At 69.6% G+C, this 20047-nt stretch carries 15 protein-coding genes and 1 riboswitch; of the genes, 8 read left to right on the plus strand and 7 right to left on the minus strand.

Annotation, left to right across the window (positions count from 1 at the left end; translation table 11 throughout):
* The first annotated feature begins 16 nt into the window (after window positions 1-16).
* The 3 genes from def to BG482_RS26715 all read left to right on the plus strand — a co-directional run bounded on the left by def (window position 17) and on the right by BG482_RS26715 (window position 3416).
* The gene (def, locus tag BG482_RS26705; protein ID WP_069771693.1) at window positions 17-667 is read left to right on the plus strand and encodes a peptide deformylase; all 651 of its coding nucleotides are present in this window, start codon (window positions 17-19) and stop codon (window positions 665-667) included.
* Between the two features lie 284 nt (window positions 668-951).
* Window positions 952-2049, plus strand: a complete 1098-nt coding sequence (gene cyc1, locus BG482_RS26710; RefSeq protein ID WP_176741468.1) for an epi-isozizaene synthase — start codon at window positions 952-954, stop codon at window positions 2047-2049.
* On the plus strand, window positions 2046-3416 hold the full coding sequence (locus tag BG482_RS26715; RefSeq protein WP_069771695.1) for a cytochrome P450: 1371 nt from the start codon (window positions 2046-2048) through the stop codon (window positions 3414-3416). The genes cyc1 and BG482_RS26715 overlap by 4 nt, the downstream gene beginning before the upstream one ends.
* Before the next feature lie 10 nt (window positions 3417-3426).
* Here the strand turns inward: BG482_RS26715 and BG482_RS26720 are convergent, their stop codons facing one another.
* The 4 genes from BG482_RS26720 to BG482_RS26735 all read right to left on the minus strand — a co-directional run bounded on the left by BG482_RS26720 (window position 3427) and on the right by BG482_RS26735 (window position 8861).
* Complete coding sequence (locus BG482_RS26720; RefSeq protein ID WP_069771710.1) at window positions 3427-4392, minus strand: GlxA family transcriptional regulator; 966 nt, start codon at window positions 4390-4392, stop codon at window positions 3427-3429.
* Between the two features lie 241 nt (window positions 4393-4633).
* On the minus strand, window positions 4634-5659 hold the full coding sequence (locus BG482_RS26725) for a ribonucleotide-diphosphate reductase subunit beta (RefSeq protein WP_069771696.1): 1026 nt from the start codon (window positions 5657-5659) through the stop codon (window positions 4634-4636).
* The gene (locus BG482_RS26730; RefSeq protein ID WP_069771697.1) at window positions 5659-8043 is read right to left on the minus strand and encodes a ribonucleoside-diphosphate reductase subunit alpha; all 2385 of its coding nucleotides are present in this window, start codon (window positions 8041-8043) and stop codon (window positions 5659-5661) included. Before BG482_RS26730 ends, BG482_RS26725 begins: the two co-directional genes overlap by 1 nt.
* Before the next feature lie 122 nt (window positions 8044-8165).
* Window positions 8166-8332, minus strand: a riboswitch (cobalamin riboswitch).
* A 22-nt stretch (window positions 8333-8354) separates the two neighbouring features.
* Window positions 8355-8861 (minus strand): GNAT family N-acetyltransferase, encoded by a 507-nt coding sequence (locus tag BG482_RS26735; RefSeq protein ID WP_069771698.1) that lies wholly within the window; start codon window positions 8859-8861, stop codon window positions 8355-8357.
* A 139-nt stretch (window positions 8862-9000) separates the two neighbouring features.
* Here BG482_RS26735 and BG482_RS26740 point away from each other — a divergent pair, with 139 nt between their 5' ends.
* Complete coding sequence (locus BG482_RS26740) at window positions 9001-12573, plus strand: ATP-binding protein (RefSeq protein WP_069771699.1); 3573 nt, start codon at window positions 9001-9003, stop codon at window positions 12571-12573.
* A 34-nt stretch (window positions 12574-12607) separates the two neighbouring features.
* Here BG482_RS26740 and mctP read toward each other — a convergent pair whose 3' ends face one another.
* From mctP to BG482_RS26755, 3 genes are all read right to left on the minus strand, one after another.
* Complete coding sequence (gene mctP, locus BG482_RS26745; protein ID WP_069771700.1) at window positions 12608-14233, minus strand: monocarboxylate uptake permease MctP; 1626 nt, start codon at window positions 14231-14233, stop codon at window positions 12608-12610.
* On the minus strand, window positions 14230-14538 hold the full coding sequence (locus BG482_RS26750; RefSeq protein WP_069771701.1) for a DUF3311 domain-containing protein: 309 nt from the start codon (window positions 14536-14538) through the stop codon (window positions 14230-14232). The genes mctP and BG482_RS26750 overlap by 4 nt, the downstream gene beginning before the upstream one ends.
* 100 nt (window positions 14539-14638) lie before the next feature.
* Entirely contained in the window at window positions 14639-15403 is a 765-nt protein-coding gene (locus tag BG482_RS26755; RefSeq protein WP_069771702.1) for a GntR family transcriptional regulator, read from the minus strand.
* A gap of 373 nt (window positions 15404-15776) precedes the next feature.
* Here BG482_RS26755 and BG482_RS26760 point away from each other — a divergent pair, with 373 nt between their 5' ends.
* The 4 genes from BG482_RS26760 to BG482_RS26775 all read left to right on the plus strand — a co-directional run.
* The gene (locus BG482_RS26760) at window positions 15777-17057 is read left to right on the plus strand and encodes an extracellular solute-binding protein (RefSeq protein WP_069771703.1); all 1281 of its coding nucleotides are present in this window, start codon (window positions 15777-15779) and stop codon (window positions 17055-17057) included.
* Window positions 17058-17131: 74 nt separating this feature from the next.
* Window positions 17132-18130: a carbohydrate ABC transporter permease gene (locus BG482_RS26765; RefSeq protein WP_069771704.1), complete on the plus strand. Its 999-nt coding sequence runs from the start codon at window positions 17132-17134 to the stop codon at window positions 18128-18130.
* Window positions 18127-18993 carry a carbohydrate ABC transporter permease gene (locus BG482_RS26770; RefSeq protein WP_069771705.1) on the plus strand — a complete coding sequence of 289 codons (867 nt, stop codon included), beginning with the start codon at window positions 18127-18129 and terminating at the stop codon, window positions 18991-18993. Before BG482_RS26765 ends, BG482_RS26770 begins: the two co-directional genes overlap by 4 nt.
* A gap of 8 nt (window positions 18994-19001) precedes the next feature.
* Window positions 19002-20047, plus strand: a 1046-nt coding sequence (locus BG482_RS26775) for a glycoside hydrolase family 3 protein (protein ID WP_069771706.1), incomplete at its 3' end; no start/stop codon positions are given.

Below are 20047 nucleotides of genomic sequence, written 5' to 3' on the forward strand. Positions count from 1 at the left end.
GAAGGCATCGTCGGTCATGGCGCAGCAGGACACCGATCAGCAGCACGCGGGCGTGCTCCCCGTGGACGACGAGGGCTTCGTCATCGACACCGAGAAGGCGCAGGAGCGTGAGCTGGCCTGGCGCGAGGCCGGCGTCTCACGGCCGATCACCGTCGTCGGGAACCCGGTGCTGCACAAGGAGTGCAGGGACGTCACCGAGTTCGACGAGGAGCTGCGGCAGCTGGTCGCGGACATGTTCGCCTCGCAGCACACCGCCGAGGGCGTGGGCCTGGCCGCCAACCAGATCGGCGTCGGTCTGAAGGTGTTCGTCTACGACTGTCCGGACGACGAGGGCCTGCGGCACACCGGCGTCGTCTGCAACCCCAGGCTGGTGGAACTGCCCGCGGACCGGCGGCGGCTGGACGACAGCAACGAGGGCTGTCTGTCGGTGCCCACCGCCTACGCGCCGCTCGCCCGCCCCGACTACGCCGAGGTCACCGGGCAGGACGAGCACGGCAACCCGATCAAGGTGCGGGGCACCGGGTACTTCGCACGGTGTTTGCAGCACGAGACGGATCACCTGTACGGGTACCTCTACATCGACCGGCTGTCCAAGCGGGAGCGCAAGGACGCCCTGCGGCAGATGGCCGAGAACGAGCCCCGCTACCCCGTGGTCGCCAACGACTGAGCACGACCCACACCCGAACGACGCCTGGCCGGGATGCCTCCCGCCAGGCGTCGTTCGTATGTCCGTCGGACGTTCGATCGTTTACGCACATGTACCGCACATCTGTTGATCCATAACCAGTCATGCAGGGGCGGATTCTCGGCATGTTGGGGTAGTGAATGAAGCAAATCCGTTCCCAGAACGGTCAGTTGTAGTGCTGAATGGGAAGTGCGGGGATACGCAACGGCGCACGCCCGGCACGGCGGGAGGGGTGTGCGCCCACTGGCGGCTGAGAGGGGTTGTTCGTGCCAGCTTTCCCATACAGCACCACATACAGCACCACTGCGACGGTGACCGCGCCCGCGGTCCCTCCCTCGCTCTCTCTTCCGGTCATCGAGGCGGCGTTTCTCCGGCAACTGCATCCGTATTGGCCCCAGTTGCAGGAGAAGACCCGCTCCTGGCTGCTGGAAAAGCGGTTGATGCCGGCGGACAAGGTCGCCGAATATGCCGACGGTCTGTGCTATACGGACTTGATGGCCGGCTACTACCTCGGCGCACCGGACGAGGTCATGCAGGCCATCGCGGACTACAGCGCATGGTTCTTCGTCTGGGACGACCGGCACGACCGTGACGTCGTGCACGGCCGGGCCTCGTCCTGGCGGCGACTCAGGTTCCGCTTGCACGCGGCTCTGGACTCCCCGGCGGCTCATCTGCGCCATCCGGACCCGCTGGTCGCCGGGCTCGCGGACGCAGTGGCCCGGCTGTACTCCTTCCTTCCCGACACCTGGAACGCGCGGTTCGCCCGTCACTTCCACACCGTGATCGAGGCGTACGACCGCGAATTCCACAACCGAGTCGCAGGGCGCATTCCCGGTGTCGAGGAATACCTCGCGCTGCGACGGCTGACCTTCGCGCACTGGATCTGGACCGATCTGCTGGAACCGAGTGCGGGCTGCGAACTCCCGCCCTCGGTACGGAAACACCCGGCATATCGGCGGGCGGCCCTGCTGAGTCAAGAATTCGCCGCCTGGTACAACGACCTCTGCTCGCTGCCCAAGGAATTGGCGGGCGACGAGGTGCACAATCTCGGAATCAGTCTCATCACCCATGAGGGAATGACCCTCGAAGAGGCGGTCGAAGAGCTTCGCCGACGCGTCGACGAATGCATATCCGAGTTTCTCGTCGTCGAGAAGGACGTTCTGCGCCTCGCCGACCGACTCGAAGACGGGACGGTACGCGGACGGGAACTCGGCACCGCCGTCAGGGCCTGCCTCGGAAATATGCGCAACTGGTTCAGTTCCGTCTACTGGTTCCACCACGAGTCCGGCCGCTACATGGTCGACAACTGGGACGACCGGTCCACGCCCCCGTACGTCAACAACGAAGCGGCAGGTGAGAAATGACCGTCGAGTCGGTGAAGCCCGTGACCTCCGGGACCCGGGAACCGAGTGAGCCACCGGTGGCGGGTGGCGGAGTCCCGCTCCTCGGGCACGGCTGGAAGCTGGCCCGCGACCCGCTGGCCTTCATGGCCCGGCTGCGGGACCACGGCGACGTGGTACGCCTCAAGCTCGGCCCCAAGACGGTGTACGCCGTCACCGCGCCGGAGCTCACCGGGGCCCTGGCGCTCAGCCCGGACTACATCATCTCCGGGCCTCTGTGGGAGTCCCTGGAGAGCCTGCTCGGCAAGGAGGGCGTGGCCACGGCCAACGGGCCGCTCCACCGCCGCCAGCGGCGCACGATCCAGCCCGCGTTCCGGCTCGACGCCATTCCCGGCTACGGGCCGATCATGGAGGAGGAGGCGTACGCGCTCGTCGAGCGCTGGACGAAGGGCGAGGTTCTCGACGTCACCGCGGAGGCCTTCCGGGTGTCCGTGCGCATCTCGGCCCGCTGTCTGATGCGCGGCAGCTACATGGACGCCCGGTCCGAGCGCATCACCTCCGCGCTCGCCACCCTGTTCGCCGGTATGTACCAGCGCATGGTGGTGCCGCTCGGGCCGCTTTATCGAGTGCCGGTTCCGGCCAACCGCAAATTCAACCGGGCGCTGGCCGATCTGCACCGGCTGGTGGACGAGATCGTCGCCGACCGCAGGGCATCCGGTCAAAAACCGAACGATTTGCTGACGGCTTTGCTGGAGGCGAAGGACGAGAATGGCGAACCCATCGGGGAACAGGAGATCCACGACCAGGTGGTCGCGATACTCACCCCGGGCAGCGAAACCGCCGGCTCGGTGGTCATGTCGTTGCTCCACGTGCTCACCGAGCACCCGGATCAGGTGGACAAGATCCGCGAAGAGGTGAAAAACGTTGTCGGCGACCGGCCGGTCGCATTCGCCGACGTCCGAAAGCTGCAGCACACCGCCAATGTCGTGGTCGAGACCATGCGGCTGTATCCCGCCGTATGGATATTGACCCGGCGCGCGGTGACCGACACGGAGCTCGGCGGATACCGCATTCCCGCCGGAGCGGACATCGTGTACAGCCCGTACGCGGTTCAGCGCGATCCGCGGTCGTACGAGCGGCACACGGAGTTCGACCCGGACCGCTGGCTGCCCGGCGGCTCCCCGAAGCTGCCGAAATACGCCATGACGCCGTTCGGCGTCGGCAATCGCAAGTGCCCGAGCGACCACTTCTCGATGGCCGAGCTGACGCTGATCACGGCGGTGGTGGCGAACGCGTTCCGCTTCGAGCCGGCGCCGGGCTCGGACAACCGGACGCACATCGGCATCACGCTCCGGCCGCGCCGGCTGCTGCTGCGGGCGACACCGGGGTGAGAGCCGCTGCTCAGGCCGCGGCGCGTGGACCGCGGAACGTGCGTCGGTAGGCGTTGGGGGTCGTCCCCAGCGCCTGCACGAACTGGTGGCGCAGCGCGCCCGCCGTGCCGAACCCGGCCCGCCAGGCGATCGCGTCCACCGTCTCGTCCGTCGCCTCCAGCAGCTGCTGCGCCAGCAGCACGCGCTGGCGCAGCAGCCATCGATAGGGGGTGGTGCCCGTCTCCTGCTGGAAGCGCCGGGCGAAGGTGCGCGGGGACATGTGGGCGCGTTCGGCGAGCTGCTCGACCGTGACCTCCTCGTCGAGGTGCTGCTCCATCCAGGCGAGCACCTCGCCGACGGTGTCGCACCGCGACCGGGGCAACGGCCGCTCGATGTACTGGGCCTGGCCGCCGTCCCGGTGCGGTGGCACCACCATCCGCYGGGCGATCCGGTTGGCGATCTCGGGGCCCTGCTCCTTGCGGACGATGTGCAGACAGGCGTCGATGCCCGCGGCCGTCCCGGCCGAGGTGATCACCGGGTCCTCGTCGACGTAGAGGACGTCGGGTTCGACCCTCGTGCGCGGATACTCCCGGGCCAGCTGCTCGGCGTGCCGCCAGTGGACGGCGCAGCGCCGCCCGTCCAGCAGGCCCGCAGCGCCCAGCACGAACGCCCCGGAACAGACGCTGAGCACGCGCGTGCCCCGGTCCACGGCCCGGCGCAGCGCGTCGAGCAGCTCCGGCGGGAACTCCCGGCTCCCGTACGTCTCCCCGGCGGGGACGGCGATCAGGTCGGCGCTCTCCAGCCGTTCGAGCCCGTGCTCGGTGCCCAGGGTGAAGCCCGCGTGGGTGCTCAGCGTCGGCCCCTCCGCGGAAGCGACGGCGAAGTCGTAGACCGGCAGCCCCTCGTCGCTGCGGTCGATCCCGAAGACCTCGCAGACCACGCCCAGCTCGAAGGGGTGCACACCGTCCAGCAGGATCACGGCCACGTTGTTCAGCATGCCGCCAGTGTGCACCGGAAGTGGCAGTAATTTGAAGGTGTACGGCAGTCCTGCCACTGTCAGGAGCGTTCACCGCGTACGACGCTTACCTCATGAACGCACTCAGTGAGTACCTCACCGTCCTGGCCCTCTTCCTCCTCCTCGCGGGTCCGGCGCTCGTGGGACTTCGCCACGAGCGCCGGCTGGACCGTCAGGTGAAGGCCGCTCAGGCCACGCGGCCGGCTCGGTCCGCGACTTGGACTCAGAAGTCCTCGTCCAGGTCGACGGTGCCCTCCACCGCGACCTGGTACGCCGACGGACGGCGCTCGAAGAAGTTGGTCAGCTCCTGAACGCCCTGCAGCTCCATGAAGGAGAACGGGTTCTCCGAGCCGTACACCGGGGCGAAGCCGAGGCGCGTGAGGCGCTGGTCGGCGACGCACTCCAGGTACTGCCTCATGGAGTCGGTGTTCATGCCCGGCAGGCCCTCGCCGCACAGGTCGCGCGCGAACTGCAGCTCGGCCTCGACCGCCTCCCGGAGCATGTCGACGACCTGCTCCTGGAGCCGGTCGTCGAAGAGCTCCGGCTCCTCCTTGCGCACGGTGTCGACCACCTCGAAGGCGAAGCTCATGTGCATCGTCTCGTCGCGGAACACCCAGTTGGTCCCGGTCGCCAGGCCGTGCAGCAGACCCCGGCTGCGGAACCAGTAGACGTACGCGAAGGCCCCGTAGAAGAACAGGCCCTCGATGCACGCGGCGAAGCAGATCAGGTTGAGCAGGAAGCGGCGGCGGTCGGCCTGGGACTCCAGCCGCTCCAGCTTCTCGACCTCGTTGATCCACCTGAAGCAGAACTCGGCCTTCTCGCGGATGGAGGGGATGTTCTCCACCGCGTCGAAGGCGGCCGCCCGGTCCTGCGGATCGGGCAGGTAGGTGTCCAGCAGCGTCAGATAGAACTGGACGTGCACGGCCTCCTCGAACAACTGCCTGGACAGGTACAGGCGCGCCTCGGGGGAGTTGATGTGCTTGTACAGCGTCAGCACGAGGTTGTTCGCCACGATCGAGTCGCCCGTCGCGAAGAACGCGACCAGCCGGCCGATCATGTGCTGCTCGCCCTCGGACAGCTTCGCGAGGTCCGCGACGTCCGAGTGGAGGTCGACCTCCTCGACGGTCCAGGTGTTCTTGATGGCGTCCCGGTAGCGCTCGTAGAAGTCGGGGTAGCGCATCGGGCGCAGGGTCAGCTCGAAGCCCGGGTCGAGCAGGTTCTTCTCGGTCTTCTCGGGTGCGGCGGTCATTACTGGCAGGCCTCGCAGGACTCGGGGTTCTCAAGGGAGCAGGCGACGGCGTCGGGGTCGGCCGCCTGCTGCACGGGGATGGTGGTCTCGGGCTGCGCCTGGGCCCGGGCGGCGCGGGCGATGCGGGTCGCCGGGCGCGAGCGCAGGTAGTACGTCGTCTTCAGGCCCGACTTCCAGGCGTACGCGTACATGGAGGAGAGCTTGCCGATGGTCGGCGTCTCCAGGAACAGGTTCAGGGACTGGGCCTGGTCCAGGAACGGGGTGCGGGCGGCGGCCATGTCGATCAGGCCACGCTGCGGGATCTCCCACGCCGTGCGGTACAGCGCCCGCACCTCCGCCGGGATCCACGCGAAGCCCTGCACCGAGCCGTTCGCGTCGCGCAGCGCCTCACGGGTGCGCGCGTCCCAGACGCCGAGCTCCTTGAGCTCCTGCACCAGGTACGAGTTGACCTGGAGGAACTCGCCGGACAGCGTCTCGCGCTTGAACAGGTTGGACACCTGCGGCTCGATGCACTCGTACACGCCCGCGATGGAGGCGATGGTGGCGGTGGGCGCGATGGCGAGCAGCAGCGAGTTGCGCAGACCGGTCGCCGCCATCCGCTCGCGCAGGGCCGCCCAGCGCTCCGGCCAGGCGAACTCGACGCCGTAGTGGTCGGGGTGCAGCACGCCCCTGGCCGTACGGGTCTTCTCCCAGGCGGGGAGGGGGCCGTTGCGCTCGGCCAGGTCGGCGGAGGCCTCGTACGCGGCGAGCATCACGCGCTCCGCGATACGGGTGGAGAGGGCCTTGGCCTCGGGCGAGTCGAAGGGGACGCGCAGCTTGAAGAAGACGTCCTGCAGACCCATCGCGCCCAGCCCGACCGGACGCCAGCGGGCGTTGGAGCGGCCCGCCTGCTCGGTCGGGTAGAAGTTGATGTCGACGACGCGGTCGAGGAAGGTGACGGCCGTGCGGACGGTCTCGTCCAGCCGCTCCCAGTCGATGTCGCCGCCCGCCGTGTCGACGAACGCGCCCAGGTTCACCGAGCCCAGGTTGCACACGGCCGTCTCGCCGTCGTCGGTGACCTCCAGGATCTCCGTGCAGAGGTTGGAGGAGTGGACGACATGACCCGGCTCGGCCGTCTGGTTGGCGGTGCGGTTGGCGGCGTCCTTGAACGTCATCCAGCCGTTGCCGGTCTGCGCGAGGGTGCGCATCATGCGGCCGTAGAGGTCACGGGCGGGAATGGTCTTCTTGGCGAGCCCCTTCGCCTCGGCCGACCGGTAGGCCGCGTCGAACTCCTCGCCCCACAGGTCGACCAGCTCGGGCACGTCGGCGGGCGAGAACAGCGACCACGGCTCGTCGGCGTTGACCCGGCGCATGAACTCGTCCGGGATCCAGTGCGCGAGGTTCAGGTTGTGCGTACGCCGGGCGTCCTCACCGGTGTTGTCGCGCAGTTCCAGGAACTCCTCGATGTCGGAGTGCCAGGTCTCCAGGTAGACCGCGGCCGCGCCCTTGCGCCGCCCGCCCTGGTTCACCGCGGCGACCGAGGCGTCCAGCGTCTTCAGGAACGGCACGATGCCGTTGGAGTGCCCGTTGGTGCCGCGGATCAGCGAACCGCGGCTGCGGATGCGGGAGTACGACAGACCGATGCCGCCGGCGTGCTTCGACAGCCGGGCCACCTGGTGGTAGCGGTCGTAGATGGAGTCCAGCTCGTCCAGCGGGGAGTCGAGGAGGTAGCAGGACGACATCTGGGGGTGCCGGGTGCCGGAGTTGAAGAGCGTGGGGGAGGACGGGAGGTAGTCCAGCCGGCTCATCAGTCCGTAGAGCGCGGCGACCTCGTCCACGGCGCGGACCGTGTCGTCCTCGGCGAGACCGGAGGCGACGCGCAGCAGGAAGTGCTGGGGCGTCTCGACGACCTTGCGGGTGATCGGGTGCCGCAGGAGGTAGCGGCTGTGCAGGGTGCGCAGTCCGAAGTAGCCGAAGCGGTCGTCGGCCCGCTCGTCGATCAGCGCGTCGAGGCGGGCCGCGTGGACGCGCACGAACTCGGCGGTGCGATCCGCGATCAGGCCCTCGCGGTGGCCGACCGCGACCGACTCGGTGAACGACGTGACGCCCTGGGAGGCGGCCTCCGCGGCGATGCTGATCGTCAGCAGCCGGGCGGCCAGCTTCGAGTAGGCCGGGTCCTCGGAGATCAGGCCGGCGGCCGCCTCCGTGGCCAGCTCGCGCAGCTCCGCGGTGATCTCGGAGGCAGCCCGTGCAGACCGGCCGCGCAGGGCCGCGGCGGCGACCCGGCCGGGGTCGGCGTCGGGCAGATCGGCGGTCAGCTCGGTCAGGGTACGCAGCAACGCGGTCCCGGGACCGTCGGTCTCCAGTTCGGCGACTGAAACCGGTTCGGCTGGCGCGATGGTCACGTGGGGCACTCCCTCGCTCGGCGGGGGGCCTGGCGCAGGGCAGGGGGCAGCACACGAGCGCGCGGGGGCGTCGCGTCCACCGGCCCACTCCGCGAGGCCCGGACGTCAGGGGCCCGGACCGGACGGCCGGGCACGCTGTCGGCAGGACCTCGGACTGAACAGGCGTGCCCATATGGGTATGGATGCACGCGAGTACACCGTTGCGGGACAGTTCCGGATTCGCACCGGATTCCCCTGCGGCGACAGCGAGCATGAGCATACATCTTGTGCCCACCCGTCACGCCAACCCCAGATGTAGTGTCGTGGTGGTTTCAGAGCGTCAACTGATAGGTGAGCAGAGTGATGTCGGGCGACTCCGGCAGGGGGCTCCAGTCCCGCTCGGGTGTGCGGGCGAAGCCGAGGCGTTCGTAGATCCGGTGGGCGGCGCGCATGGTGCGCTGCGTCGACAGCACGACCGTCGTGCAGCCCTCCAGGGCGCGCGCCCGCTCGACGCAGGCCCGCACCAGAGCCTCGCCGACCCCGCGGCCGCGGGCCGCCCGCCCGACCGCGAGCATCCTGATCTCCGCCTCGCCGGGGCGCGCGATGTCGGCCATGGGGCCGGGGCCCGGGACGAAGGTGAGCCCGCCGAGCACGCGCTCGTCGGCCACGGCCACCAGGACCTCGGCGGCGGCCGCCCGCTTCGCCACGTCCTTCAGCTCGTGCAGATACGAGTCGCTCTCGCCGAAGTCGAGGAGGCCGTCGTCCAGATAGGCCCGGGCGGTGAGCTCGCCGAGGGCGTCGTGTTCGGCAGGCGCGACCTGCCGTATTTCGAAGTCCATTGACCCGAGTGTGCCGGAGGCCCGGGTTGCGGAGCGTGCCGGGAGTGCTTCCATGGAAGTAGCCGTCGGCGCCGCGTGAATCCTCCCTCCGCGAGTCCTCCGTACCGGGAACGCTTCCGGAACTCCGAAGGAGAACGCCATGACGAGGGTCGTCCGCCATCCGCCCGGCAAGGAGCGACCACGCGACGCCCCGATGGCCACCCTGCCCCTCCGACGTGCGGGAACCCGGGCCGGACACGCGCTCGTCGGCGGCTGGCACTCCCTGACGATCCGTCTGGAGGCCCGCCGGGGCGTCACCCGCCCCAGAAAGTGGCGCCGATGCGTCTCCTACGCCAACGTCACCAGGGCGATCTGGGTGGTGGCCGTGCTGACGCTGCTCGCCTGGATCGGCGAAGGGGTGTTCATCCTCATCACGCAGCACACGACCAGCTTCGAGAAGTGGCGGCGGGGCAACCAGGGGTTCGACATCGTCCTCAAGTTCGTCGGTCCGGTCCTCGCCGCCTCGATCGCCGCCGCGCTCTTCCTGTTCTGGTGGTACCGCTGGACCAAACGCCGCTACCTCGCCAAGGCGCTGCGGGATCCGCGCGGCCTGGTGCCCACCGCCGGCTACGACACCCGCGAGATCGTGGGCCGCGAGGACATCGCCCAGGTCATCGCCGAGCGGCTGCGGGAGCGCGACACCCGGCGGCCGTACCTGCTCGTCGGCGGCGTCGGAGCGGGGAAGACGGCCGTCCTCGTACGGCTCACCGAACTCCTGGCCCGCCAGAACGCCGTACCGGTGCCCGTCAGACTCCGGGACGTGGTGGACGGCGCCGACCTCAACTTCGAACGTCTGGCCAGGCAGCGCTTCGCCCAGGAAGCGCCCAAGGGCATTCTGGCGCGCAGCAAGACCGACCGGGTGTGGCAGCAACTCCTCGCCGACGACAAGCCGGTCGTCCTCGCCGACGGCCTCGAGGAGGCCCTTCTCGACGACGGCCGGCAGCAGAACCGGGACAACGTCATCCGCCGGGCCATCGAGCGCGCCCACGAGGAGAAGCTGCCCCTCGTCATCGCCTCCCGGCCGCACAGCCCGCTGGAGACCACCTCCGCCGCCATCGTGGTGCTGGAACCGCTCAGCGAGGAGGAGGCGCTGCGCTTCGTCGAGGCGGGCGTACCGGAGACCGACGAGGGCCGGGTGGACTGGATCGTGGAGACGGCCGAGGTGACCGAGTCGCCGATCTACCTCCAGATCGCCCGTGAGCTGCACCGGCGGGACATGCTGGAGCTCGACCGTCCGGACCACGATCCGCAGCACAGCGGCGTCCACCGCCCCGACCGCGCCACCCTGCGGCTCCGGCTGCTGGAGACCTGGGCCGAGGCGCTGTGCGAGGGGAAGCTGCGTGACGACGTCGCCCTGGTCCCGCAGGAGCGCCGGGACACGCTCGAAGTGGTCTGCGCCCTGGCCTGCGTCGGACTCCTCCAGGACAAGCTGGAGGTCGGCTTCGCGGAGTTGCTCGACCCGGACGTCCTGCACCCCGGCCCCTGGCGGCGCGCATGGGCCCGAGCCGAGCACCTGTGGGCCGACCGCGGCTTCGACCAGTACGGAAAGCGCTGCAAAGCCTCCTCCGACTGGCACCGGCAGCAGATCTGGGACGCGCTGTGCGAGCGGCTCGGCGACGAGGAGCGCAGGCGGCTCCGCGAGGGCAACCTGGACCAGTGTCATGCCGTCCTCGCCCGCTTCGCGGCCCAGGCGAGCAGGCTCAGACTGGTGGAGGGATCAGAGCACAGGATCCGCTTCCCGCACAGCATCGTCCAGGCCTACTTCGGCTGTCGCCTGCTGGGTCAGTTGGGGGAGCGGGGCGCCGCGGACCTGGCCGAGCAGGCGCTGCAGCCGCCGGGACCCAGCCGCGAACTGCTCATCGCCCTCGTCCTGTTGTCCCGCGGGCAGACGGCCCCTTCGGCCCGGGAGCACGGGGCCGGGACGCGGAGGGGGATCGCGGATCCGGCGGGGCAGAAACCCGGGCGGGGCCACCTGCTCGCCCGCCGTCTGTGCGCCGCCGCGGGCCGCCGCACCGACGACCCCAAGGCCCTGGACCTCTACGCGGCCGCCCTGGAGATCGAGAGCGCCGAGGCCGACCCGAGACATCTGCGCGAAATCGTCACCGCGGTGCGCGCACACTGGCCCGGCATGAGGGGGGACCGGCGAACCCTGAGGGACGCCAAGCGCAGAGTGCTCAAACAGCTGGGAGCCGCGCTGCGGCTGGTCTCCGACCGGATCGACACCACCCCGCTGTACTGGGAGCTCTTCCAACTGGCCATCCGCGAACCCTCCTACTCCATCCGTCTCGTCGTCGCCCAGGAGTTCGGGGCCGGGGGCAACGCGGCGTTCGCCGTGATCCGCGAGCGCGTCGGCCTGAACACCGACCCCGTGCAGGAGTACAACGACCGGCTCGACAGGCTGCGGGCCTGGAAGAGACGGGAGTACGAGGCCTGGGCCGCGCGCATGGGGAGTGCGCGGGCCGCCCGCACGTCCCGGGGGAGCGCGTCGGACGAGGACATCGGGCGGCTGCAGGAGGACCGCAGGGAGCTGAACCGGCGCTACCGGGAGCGACGGGTCGACCTCTTCCGGGAGTTCGTGATGCGGGCCTGGATGCTCCCGATGCTCCTGGGCTCCGTCGACGAGGCCCATCGCGACGAGGCCCGGGAACGCCTTGCCAAATGGCTGCGCCACCTCGACCCGGAGTTCACCGGTGGCGCCCCCGATCTCCCCCTGGCTCTCGAGGCCGCGCTGGCTCAGGGCTTCAAGTACGCGGCCAACCGGCGCCGACGACACCCGCACACCTACCTGGGCGGCCGGGACGATCTGATCCGTCAGGCGGAGACCGTGCTGCAGCAGTCGCGCTGCTGGTACTCCCAGCTCAGCCTGCTCCAGGCGCTGTGCCTGTGGGAGCTTCCGGACGCGGCCGGCGGCCACCCCGACGGGCCCCAGCCGTTCCAGCTGCTCGGCGGGGCCGGCGCCGTGCAGACGGTGGAGCGCTGGCTGTCGATGGCGGGCACGGTGAACGCGCCGCCGGGACGCCCGGGCGGGCGCGGCGGACCCGGCCGGCGGTGTCTGCATCCGTTCGTCGCGGAGGCCGGCGACCTGGCAGCCCTCGCTCTGGAGACCGGGCGGCCCGAGCGGTTCCTGTGGATCGACGAGAAGGGCGTCGCGGACAACATCGGCGCCCGCGCGGGCGGCACCGGGGGACACCGCAGGCACAGCCTGTGGATTCCCCCCTCGGTCGGCTGGAGCACCCTCGACGCGCGTGCCCAACGTCTCGTCGCCGACGTACTGGTGATGCTGAATCTCGTCGAGCGGGACGGGCACCCGGACGAGGTCGAGGAACGCCTGGCCCGCATGGAACAGCCCGGGATGTCGTTGCCGCCGTGCATCCGTACCGACCGGGAGCCGTTGCGGCCCGGACTGCGCCTCGGCACGTCGACCCCGCCCGCACCGGGTACGACCTGTCTGCCCGACTGCAAGTTCCAGCTCTGCCCGTACCCTCCCCGGGGCAGTGTGCCCCGGGGAGAGATCCGCGAGCCGTTCTGCCGTCAGCAACAGGCCCTGCTGCCCGGCAGCGTCCGGCGCCTGCTGCCCCGGGGGCTGCGCAGGAAGACCCCGCGCTGGGTCGGCATGCGCGTCCGTGAACTGGACCGCTTCTGGGACGTGATGGCGCGCCGGACACGCGACTAGGAGACGGCACGACCCCGGAGCGTGTCCGTCCGCCTCAGTGGGACGCGCCCGCCGTCGCCGGCGGCAGTTCGACCTGCACGCCCGGGTCGCCCGCGTCCGCCGTGTAGTCCTCCGGCTTCGTCTCGTCGATCCCGTCGGGGGCCTTGGCCGCCTTCAGGACGAACGTCAGGACCACCGCGACGACGACGTTGAGGACGAACGCCGTGAGGCCGATGTAGCCGATCTCCCCGATGCCCGGGATCTCCTTCGACGAGCCGCCGAAGTGCTTCTGCGTGGGGGAGGCCACCCCGTAGGCGGCGAAGGTGCCGTAGACCATGCCGACCGCCCAGCCGGCCAGCAGGGCCCAGCGGTGGAACCAGCGGGTGAACAGGCCGCCGACCAGGGACGGGAAGGTCTGCAGGATCCAGATCCCGCCCAGCAGCTGGAAGTTGATGGCGACCGTCTTGTCCATGGTGAGGACGAAGACCAGGGCGCCCACCTTCACCAGCAGCGAGACCAGCTTGGAGACCTTCGTCTCCTGTGCGGGCGTCGCGTCCGGCCTGATGAAGTCCTTGTAGATGTTGCGGGTGAAGAGGTTCGCGGCCGCGATCGACATGATGGCCGCCGGCACCAGCGCGCCGATACCGATCGCCGCGAACGCCACACCGGCGAACCAGGACGGGAACATGTCCTCGAACAGCTGCGGGATGGCGAGCTGGCCGTTGGTGACCTTGACGCCGGCCGCGATCGCCATGAAGCCCAGCAGCGCGAGCAGGCCCAGCATCAGCGAGTACAGCGGCAGGATCGTGGTGTTGCGGCGGATCACCTCACGGCTGCGCGAGGACAGCGTCGCGGTGATGGAGTGCGGATACATGAAGAGCGCCAGGGCCGAGCCCAGGGCGAGCGTCGCGTACGTCCACTGGCCCGGTTCCGCCGGCGCGAGCGCGCCGCGCGGCTTGCCCGTCGCCGGGTTGGTCTGGCTGAACGCGTGGGCCGCCTTGGCGAAGATGTCGTCGAAGCCGCCCAGCTTGATCGGGATGTAGATGATCGCCACCGCGATGACGATGTAGATCAGCGTGTCCTTCACGAACGCGATGAGCGCGGGGGCCCGCAGACCCGAGGAGTACGTGTAGGCCGCGAGCACGCCGAAGGCGATCAGCAGCGGCAGGTCCTTCACGAACCAGTTGGTGTTCTCGCCGCCGCCGACGCCCATCACGTCGAGCACGGCCTGGATGCCGACCAGTTGGAGCGCGATGTAGGGCATCGTCGCCAGGATGCCGGTGACGGCGACCGCCAGCGACAGGCCCTTGGATCCGAAACGGCCCCGCACGAAGTCGGAGGTCGTCACATAGCCGTGCTTGTGGGACACCGACCACAGGCGGGGCAGGAACGTGAAGATCAGCGGGTACACGAGGATCGTGTAGGGCACCGCGAAGAAGCCGGCCGCGCCGGCCGCGTAGATCGCCGCCGGCACGGCGACGAAGGTGTACGCGGTGTACAGGTCGCCGCCGAGCAGGAACCAGGTCACCCAGGTGCCGAACGACCTGCCGCCCAGGCCCCATTCGTCGAGGCTGTCGGTGTCGGCCTTGCGCCAGCGCGCGGCCAGGAAGCCCATGACCGTCACGGCCAGGAAGAAGAAGATGAAGACGGCGAGCGCCACGCCGTTCACGCCGTCCTTCACTCCGACGCACCGCCCTTCGGGGAGGAGGCCTTCGGGGAAGAACCGGGGGAAGCCGGGACGGCGGCCGCGCGGCCGCGCTGGTCACGCTGCCACAGCTTGTACGCCGTCACGGTCAGCGCGGCGGAGAGGGGCACCCACAGCATCTGGTACCAGTAGAAGAAGGGGATCCCGATGAACGCCGGGTCCACCTTCGCGTACGAACCCACCCACAGCATGGCCGCGAAGGGCGCGAGCAGACAGAGGGCGATGACGACGCGCACAGGCGTCACCACCGGCCCTCCGGTCACTTCCGGGGTCTCTGACATCGGCGGCTCCGTCCCCTCATCCGATCGCCTTGATCACAGGTGTAATGCGCAGGCAATGTAAGTGACGGATAAGCCCAGCGGAAGGCCCTCCACAGACCCTCTACTCGGCGGGCCTTTTCAGCCTGGCCACGAACTTGTACCGGTCGCCCCGGTAGACCGATCGCACCCACTCCACCGGCTGACCCTTCCTGTCCAGCGAGTGGCGGGAGAGCATCAGCATGGGCAGGCCCACGTCGGTGCCGAGCAGACCGGCCTCGCGGGGGGTGGCCAGGGAGGTCTCGATGGTCTCCTCGGCCTCGGCGAGATGGATGTCGTAGACCTCGGCCAAAGCGGTGTACAGCGAGGTGTACTTGGCCAGCGACCGGCGCAGGGCCGGGAAGCGCTTCGCCGGCAGATGGGTCGTCTCGATCGCCATCGGCTCGCCGTTGGCCATGCGCAGACGCTCGATGCGCAGCACCCGGCCGCCGGCCGTGATGTCGAGCAGCCCGGCGAGGCGGTCGTCGGCGGTGATGTAGCCGACGTCCAGCAGCTGTGAGGTCGGTTCGAGTCCCTGCGCGCGCATGTCCTCGGTGTACGAGGTGAGTTGCAGCGCCTGGGAGACCTTGGGCTTGGCGACGAAGGTGCCCTTGCCCTGGATGCGCTCCAGCCGCCCCTCGACGACGAGTTCCTGGAGGGCCTGGCGGACGGTCGTGCGCGAGGTGTCGAACTCGGCTGCCAGGGTGCGCTCCGGCGGGACCGGCGTGCCGGGCGACTGTGTCTCCGTCATGTCGAGCAGGTGCTTCTTGAGACGGTAGTACTTGGGCACACGCGCGGTACGGACGGTCGCCCCACCCTCGTTCTCCGCACTGCTGACGTCGGTGCTCATGGCCTGCCTTCCCGGCTGCGGGTGCCGAAACGGCCGACACAACGTCGGCCGTGGCTCACATCGTGGCACGGACGCGGCGATGCGCGCGCCATCGTTCCGTGATCCCTCTGTATACCGTCGCAACCTTTGCTGGTCTAGTCCACCACAGCAAATGGTCTACCCGGTCGGCCGCCTCCAGGGTCGATGTTTTCGAGGGCTTCTTACTTAAAGGTTCCTGCATATGTAGGTCCCATAACGGCTGGTCGGAGGGGGTTCGGCCACCCTTGACAGGCTTGGTGGCCTGAGCCAAGCTCTGCGCACTGGTCTACACCATTGGTTCAGATCGAGGTCCCGGCCCGTGGGCGGGGGGTGTGGCATCCCTGAGGAGGATGGCGTGAAGCGCAAGCTGATAGCCGCGATCGGTATCGCGGGCATGATGGTCTCCATCGCGGCGTGCGGGGACGACAGTGGCAGCGGGGACTCGAAGGGCACGGACGCCAAGGAGCTGACCGTCTGGCTCACCGTCGACGCGCAGAACAACTGGCCCGAGCTGGTGAAGGCCGCCGACGCCGCCGTGCAGAAGAAGCACCCCGGCGTCAAGATCAACCACGAGTACTACGGCTGGCCGGACAAGAACGCCAAGCTCGACGCGGTCCTCGCCACCGACAAGGCCCCCGACGTCGTCGAGATGGGCAACACCGAGATGCTCGGCTACATGGTCAAGGGCGCCTTCGCTCCCCTGGACACCGCCAAGTTCGACAACTCCTCCGCCTGGCTCGACGGCCTCAAGGCGTCGGTGACCTACGACGGCAAGACCTACGGCGTGCCGTACTACGCCGGCGGCCGCGTCGGCAACTGGCGCAAGGACGTCTTCGCCGCGGCCGGCGTGAAGTCCACGCCCAAGACGTACGCGGAACTGACCGCCGCCCTGGACAAGGTCCAGAAGAAGGAGGGCGACAAGTTCTCCGCCTGGTACCAGCCCACCCGCGACTGGTACGCGGCCATGTCCTTCGTCTACGACGCGGGCGGCTCCATCGCCAAGGAGGACGGCGGCCAGTGGAAGGCCGACCTCTCCTCGCCCGAGTCGATCAAGGGCCTGAACGAGTTCAAGACGGTCGTCGACACGTACATGCACGGCGACAAGACCAAGGACGAGTCCGACCGTTACATCGTCTACGGCCAGGGCAAGTCCGGCATGATCTTCGGCGCGGCATGGGAGGGCGCGACCTCCGCCGACCCGAAGAACGACAAGACCGGCAAGCTCAAGGACAACCTCGAGAACTTCGTGATGCCCGGCCCGTCCGGCAAGAACCTCCCCGTCTTCCTGGGCGGTTCCGACCTGGCCGTCCCGGTCAAGTCGCACGCCCAGGGCCTCGCCGCCGAGTGGATCAACGCGTTCACCGGCCCCGCCGGTCAGAAGGGCTTGATGGCCAAGGGCAACCTGCCCAACAACAAGACCGACCTCGCGACCCTCAAGAACGACCCGGCGACGGCCGTCCCGGCCACCGCGGCCGAGTCCAACTGGTTCGTCCCCATGGCCCCCGGCTGGGGTCAGGTCGAGAAGGCCCAGGTCCTGCAGACCATGCTGCAGAGCATCGGCACCGGCAAGAAGTCGGTCGAGGCCGCCGCGAAGGACGCGGACGCCGCGATCGACAAGGTCATCAACAACAAGTGACCTGAGGGCAGGGCCCCGCAGCGAGCAGGGCCCTGCTCCCCGTACGACCCGAGGGACCGCTGAGGAGCGCGCGGATGAGTGCCGCAGACACGACCACTGCCGAAGTGCCGCCGACGCGGCAGTCGCCACCGCCGCCACCGGCCGGCGAACCCGACGCCAGGAGGCCACGCGGCGGCCGCGGTTCCGGCGGGACCGCGACCCCCTGGCTGCTCCTGGCGCCCTGCCTGCTGGTCCTCGCCCTGGTGATGGGCTATCCGCTGGTCCGGCTGGTCACCCTCTCCTTCCAGAAGTTCGGGCAGTCCCAGCTGTGGGGCTTCCAGCCGGCCGAGTCGGTCGGGTTGGACAACTTCACGGGTGTGCTGGGCGACGGCGAGTTCTGGCAGGTCGTCCTGCGCACGATCGTCTTCGCGGCCGGGTGCGTGATCGTCACCATGGTCCTCGGCATGCTGGTCGCGCTGCTCCTCCAGCGCGTCTCGGGCTGGGTGAAGACCCTCGTCAACATCGCGCTCGTGGCGGGCTGGGGCATGCCGGTCATCGTCGCCACCACCGTCTTCAAATGGCTGTTCGACTCCGACTACGGCATCCTCAACGCGGTGCTGAGCAGGCTGCCCGGCGTCGACCTGATAGGCCACAACTGGTTCGCGAGCGGACCGCAGGGCCTCGCGGTGATCATGCTGCTGGTGATCTGGGGCGCGGTGCCCTTCGTGGTGATCACCCTCAGCGCCGGCCTCACCCAGGTCCCGGCCGAGCTGGAGGAGGCGGCCCGCCTCGACGGCGCCGGCGCCTGGGGCGTCTTCCGGTACGTCACCCTGCCCATCCTCAAGCCGGTCATCGTGATGCTCACGACGTTGTCGGTCATCTGGGACATGGGCGTCTTCCCCCAGGTCTTCGTGATGCGCAACGGGCATCCGGAGGCGGAGTTCCAGCTCCTGACGACGTACTCCTACGACCGCGCGTTCGTCGTCAACGACTACGGCCAGGGCTCGGCGATCGCCCTGGTCACCGTGGTGCTGCTGCTCGGGGTGGTCGCCGTCTACATGCGCCAGATGCTGAAGATCGGAGAGGTCGAATGAGCGCCATCGCCTCCGGGGCGAACCCGGCGGGAGACCGGTCCCGGCGCCGGAAGTCCAAGGCCGGCTGGAACCTCCTCGGCCTGTTCGTCTTCGCCGTCGCCGGCTTCCCCGTCTACTGGATGCTCAACACGGCGTTCAAACCGGCGAAGGACGCCATCGACCCGGACCCGAGCCTGCTGCCGACGGGTCTCACCCTGTCCAACTTCAGCCGCGCGCTGGACATCGCCGACTTCTGGGGCCCGGTGGGCCGCAGCCTCATCGTCTCGCTCGCGGTCGTCGCGATCGGCGTCGTCGTCGGACTGCTGGCCGCCCTCGCCATCTCCCGGTTCGCCTTCCGCGGCCGCAAGATCGTGATCGTCGGCATCCTGGCCGTCCAGATGATCCCGCTCGTCGCCATGATCATCCCGGTCTTCCTGCTCCTGAACGACCTGGACCAGTACGACAAGCTCTCCGGTCTGATCATCACGTACCTGACCTTCATCCTCCCCTTCACGGTGTGGACCCTGCGCGGGTTCATCGTCAACATCCCGAAGGAGCTGGAGGAGGCCGCGATGGTGGACGGCTGCAGCCGCACCGGGGCCTTCGTCCGCGTCGTCTTCCCGCTGCTGGCCCCCGGCATGGTCGCCACCTCGGTCTACGGCTTCATCCAGGCCTGGAACGAGTACCTGTACGCCCTGATGCTGCTCAGCCAGAAGAACCAGACCGCGACCGTGTGGCTCAGCAACTTCTCCACCAAGCACGGCACCGAGTACGCCCCGATGATGGCCGGCGCCACGATGATGGCCGTACCGATCGTCGCCCTGTTCCTCCTCGTCCAGCGCAAGATGGCCGCGGGGTTGACCGCGGGCGCCGTGAAGGGATGACGCCCCCGATGACGACAATCGCCAGCGGCACCGACACGCTCACCCGTGACGCCCTGACGGTCCTGCAACCCGGATTCCCCGGCACCACCGCCCCCGACTGGCTGCTGCGCCGGCTCGGCGAGGGCCTGGCGTCGGTGGGACTGTTCGGCAGGAACATCGCCTCGCCCGAGCAACTCGCCGCGCTGACCGCCCAGTTGCGCACCGAACGGGACGACGTCCTGGTCGCGATCGACGAGGAGGGCGGAGACGTCACGCGCCTGGAGGTGCGCACCGGCTCCAGCTTCCCCGGCAACCACGCGCTGGGCGCGGTGGACGACGTCTCGCTCACCCTGGAGGTCGCCGCCGAGCTGGGCCGCCGCCTCGCCGAATGCGGCGTCAACCTCAACTGGGCGCCCTCCGCCGACGTCAACTCCAACGCCGCGAACCCGGTGATCGGCGTGCGCTCCTTCGGCGCCGACCCCGGCCTGGTCGCCCGGCACACCGCCGCCTACGTCACCGGCCTGCAGTCGGCGGGGGTGGCGGCCTGCACCAAGCACTTCCCGGGCCACGGCGACACGGCGGTCGACTCCCACCACGCGCTCCCGCGCATCGACGCCGCCCCGGCGGTGCTGACCGAGCGCGAGCTGACCCCCTTCCGCGCGGCCATCGCCGCCGGCACCCGCGCCGTGATGAGCGCGCACATCCTGGTCCCGGCCCTGGACCCGGTCCACCCGGCGACCCTGTCGCCCCGCATCCTCACCACGCTCCTGCGCGACGAGCTCGGCTACGACGGCCTGATCGTCACCGACGGCATGGAGATGCAGGCGGTCGCCGCGACCTACGGCATCGAGCGCGGCAGCGTCCTCGCGATCGCCGCCGGCGCGGACGCCATCTGTGTGGGCGGCGGCCTCGCCGACGACGACACCGTGCGCCGGCTGCGGGACGCGCTGGTCACCGCCGTCCGCTCGGGCGCCCTGCCCGAGGAACGCCTCGCGGACGCGGCGCACCGCGTCCGGTCACTGGCGCGCTGGACGGCGGCGGGCCGAGGGCAGGCGCCCGCCAGCGGAGCCGCGGC

The organism is Streptomyces sp. LUP30 (assembly GCF_001746365.1).
Lineage (GTDB): Bacteria > Actinomycetota > Actinomycetes > Streptomycetales > Streptomycetaceae > Streptomyces.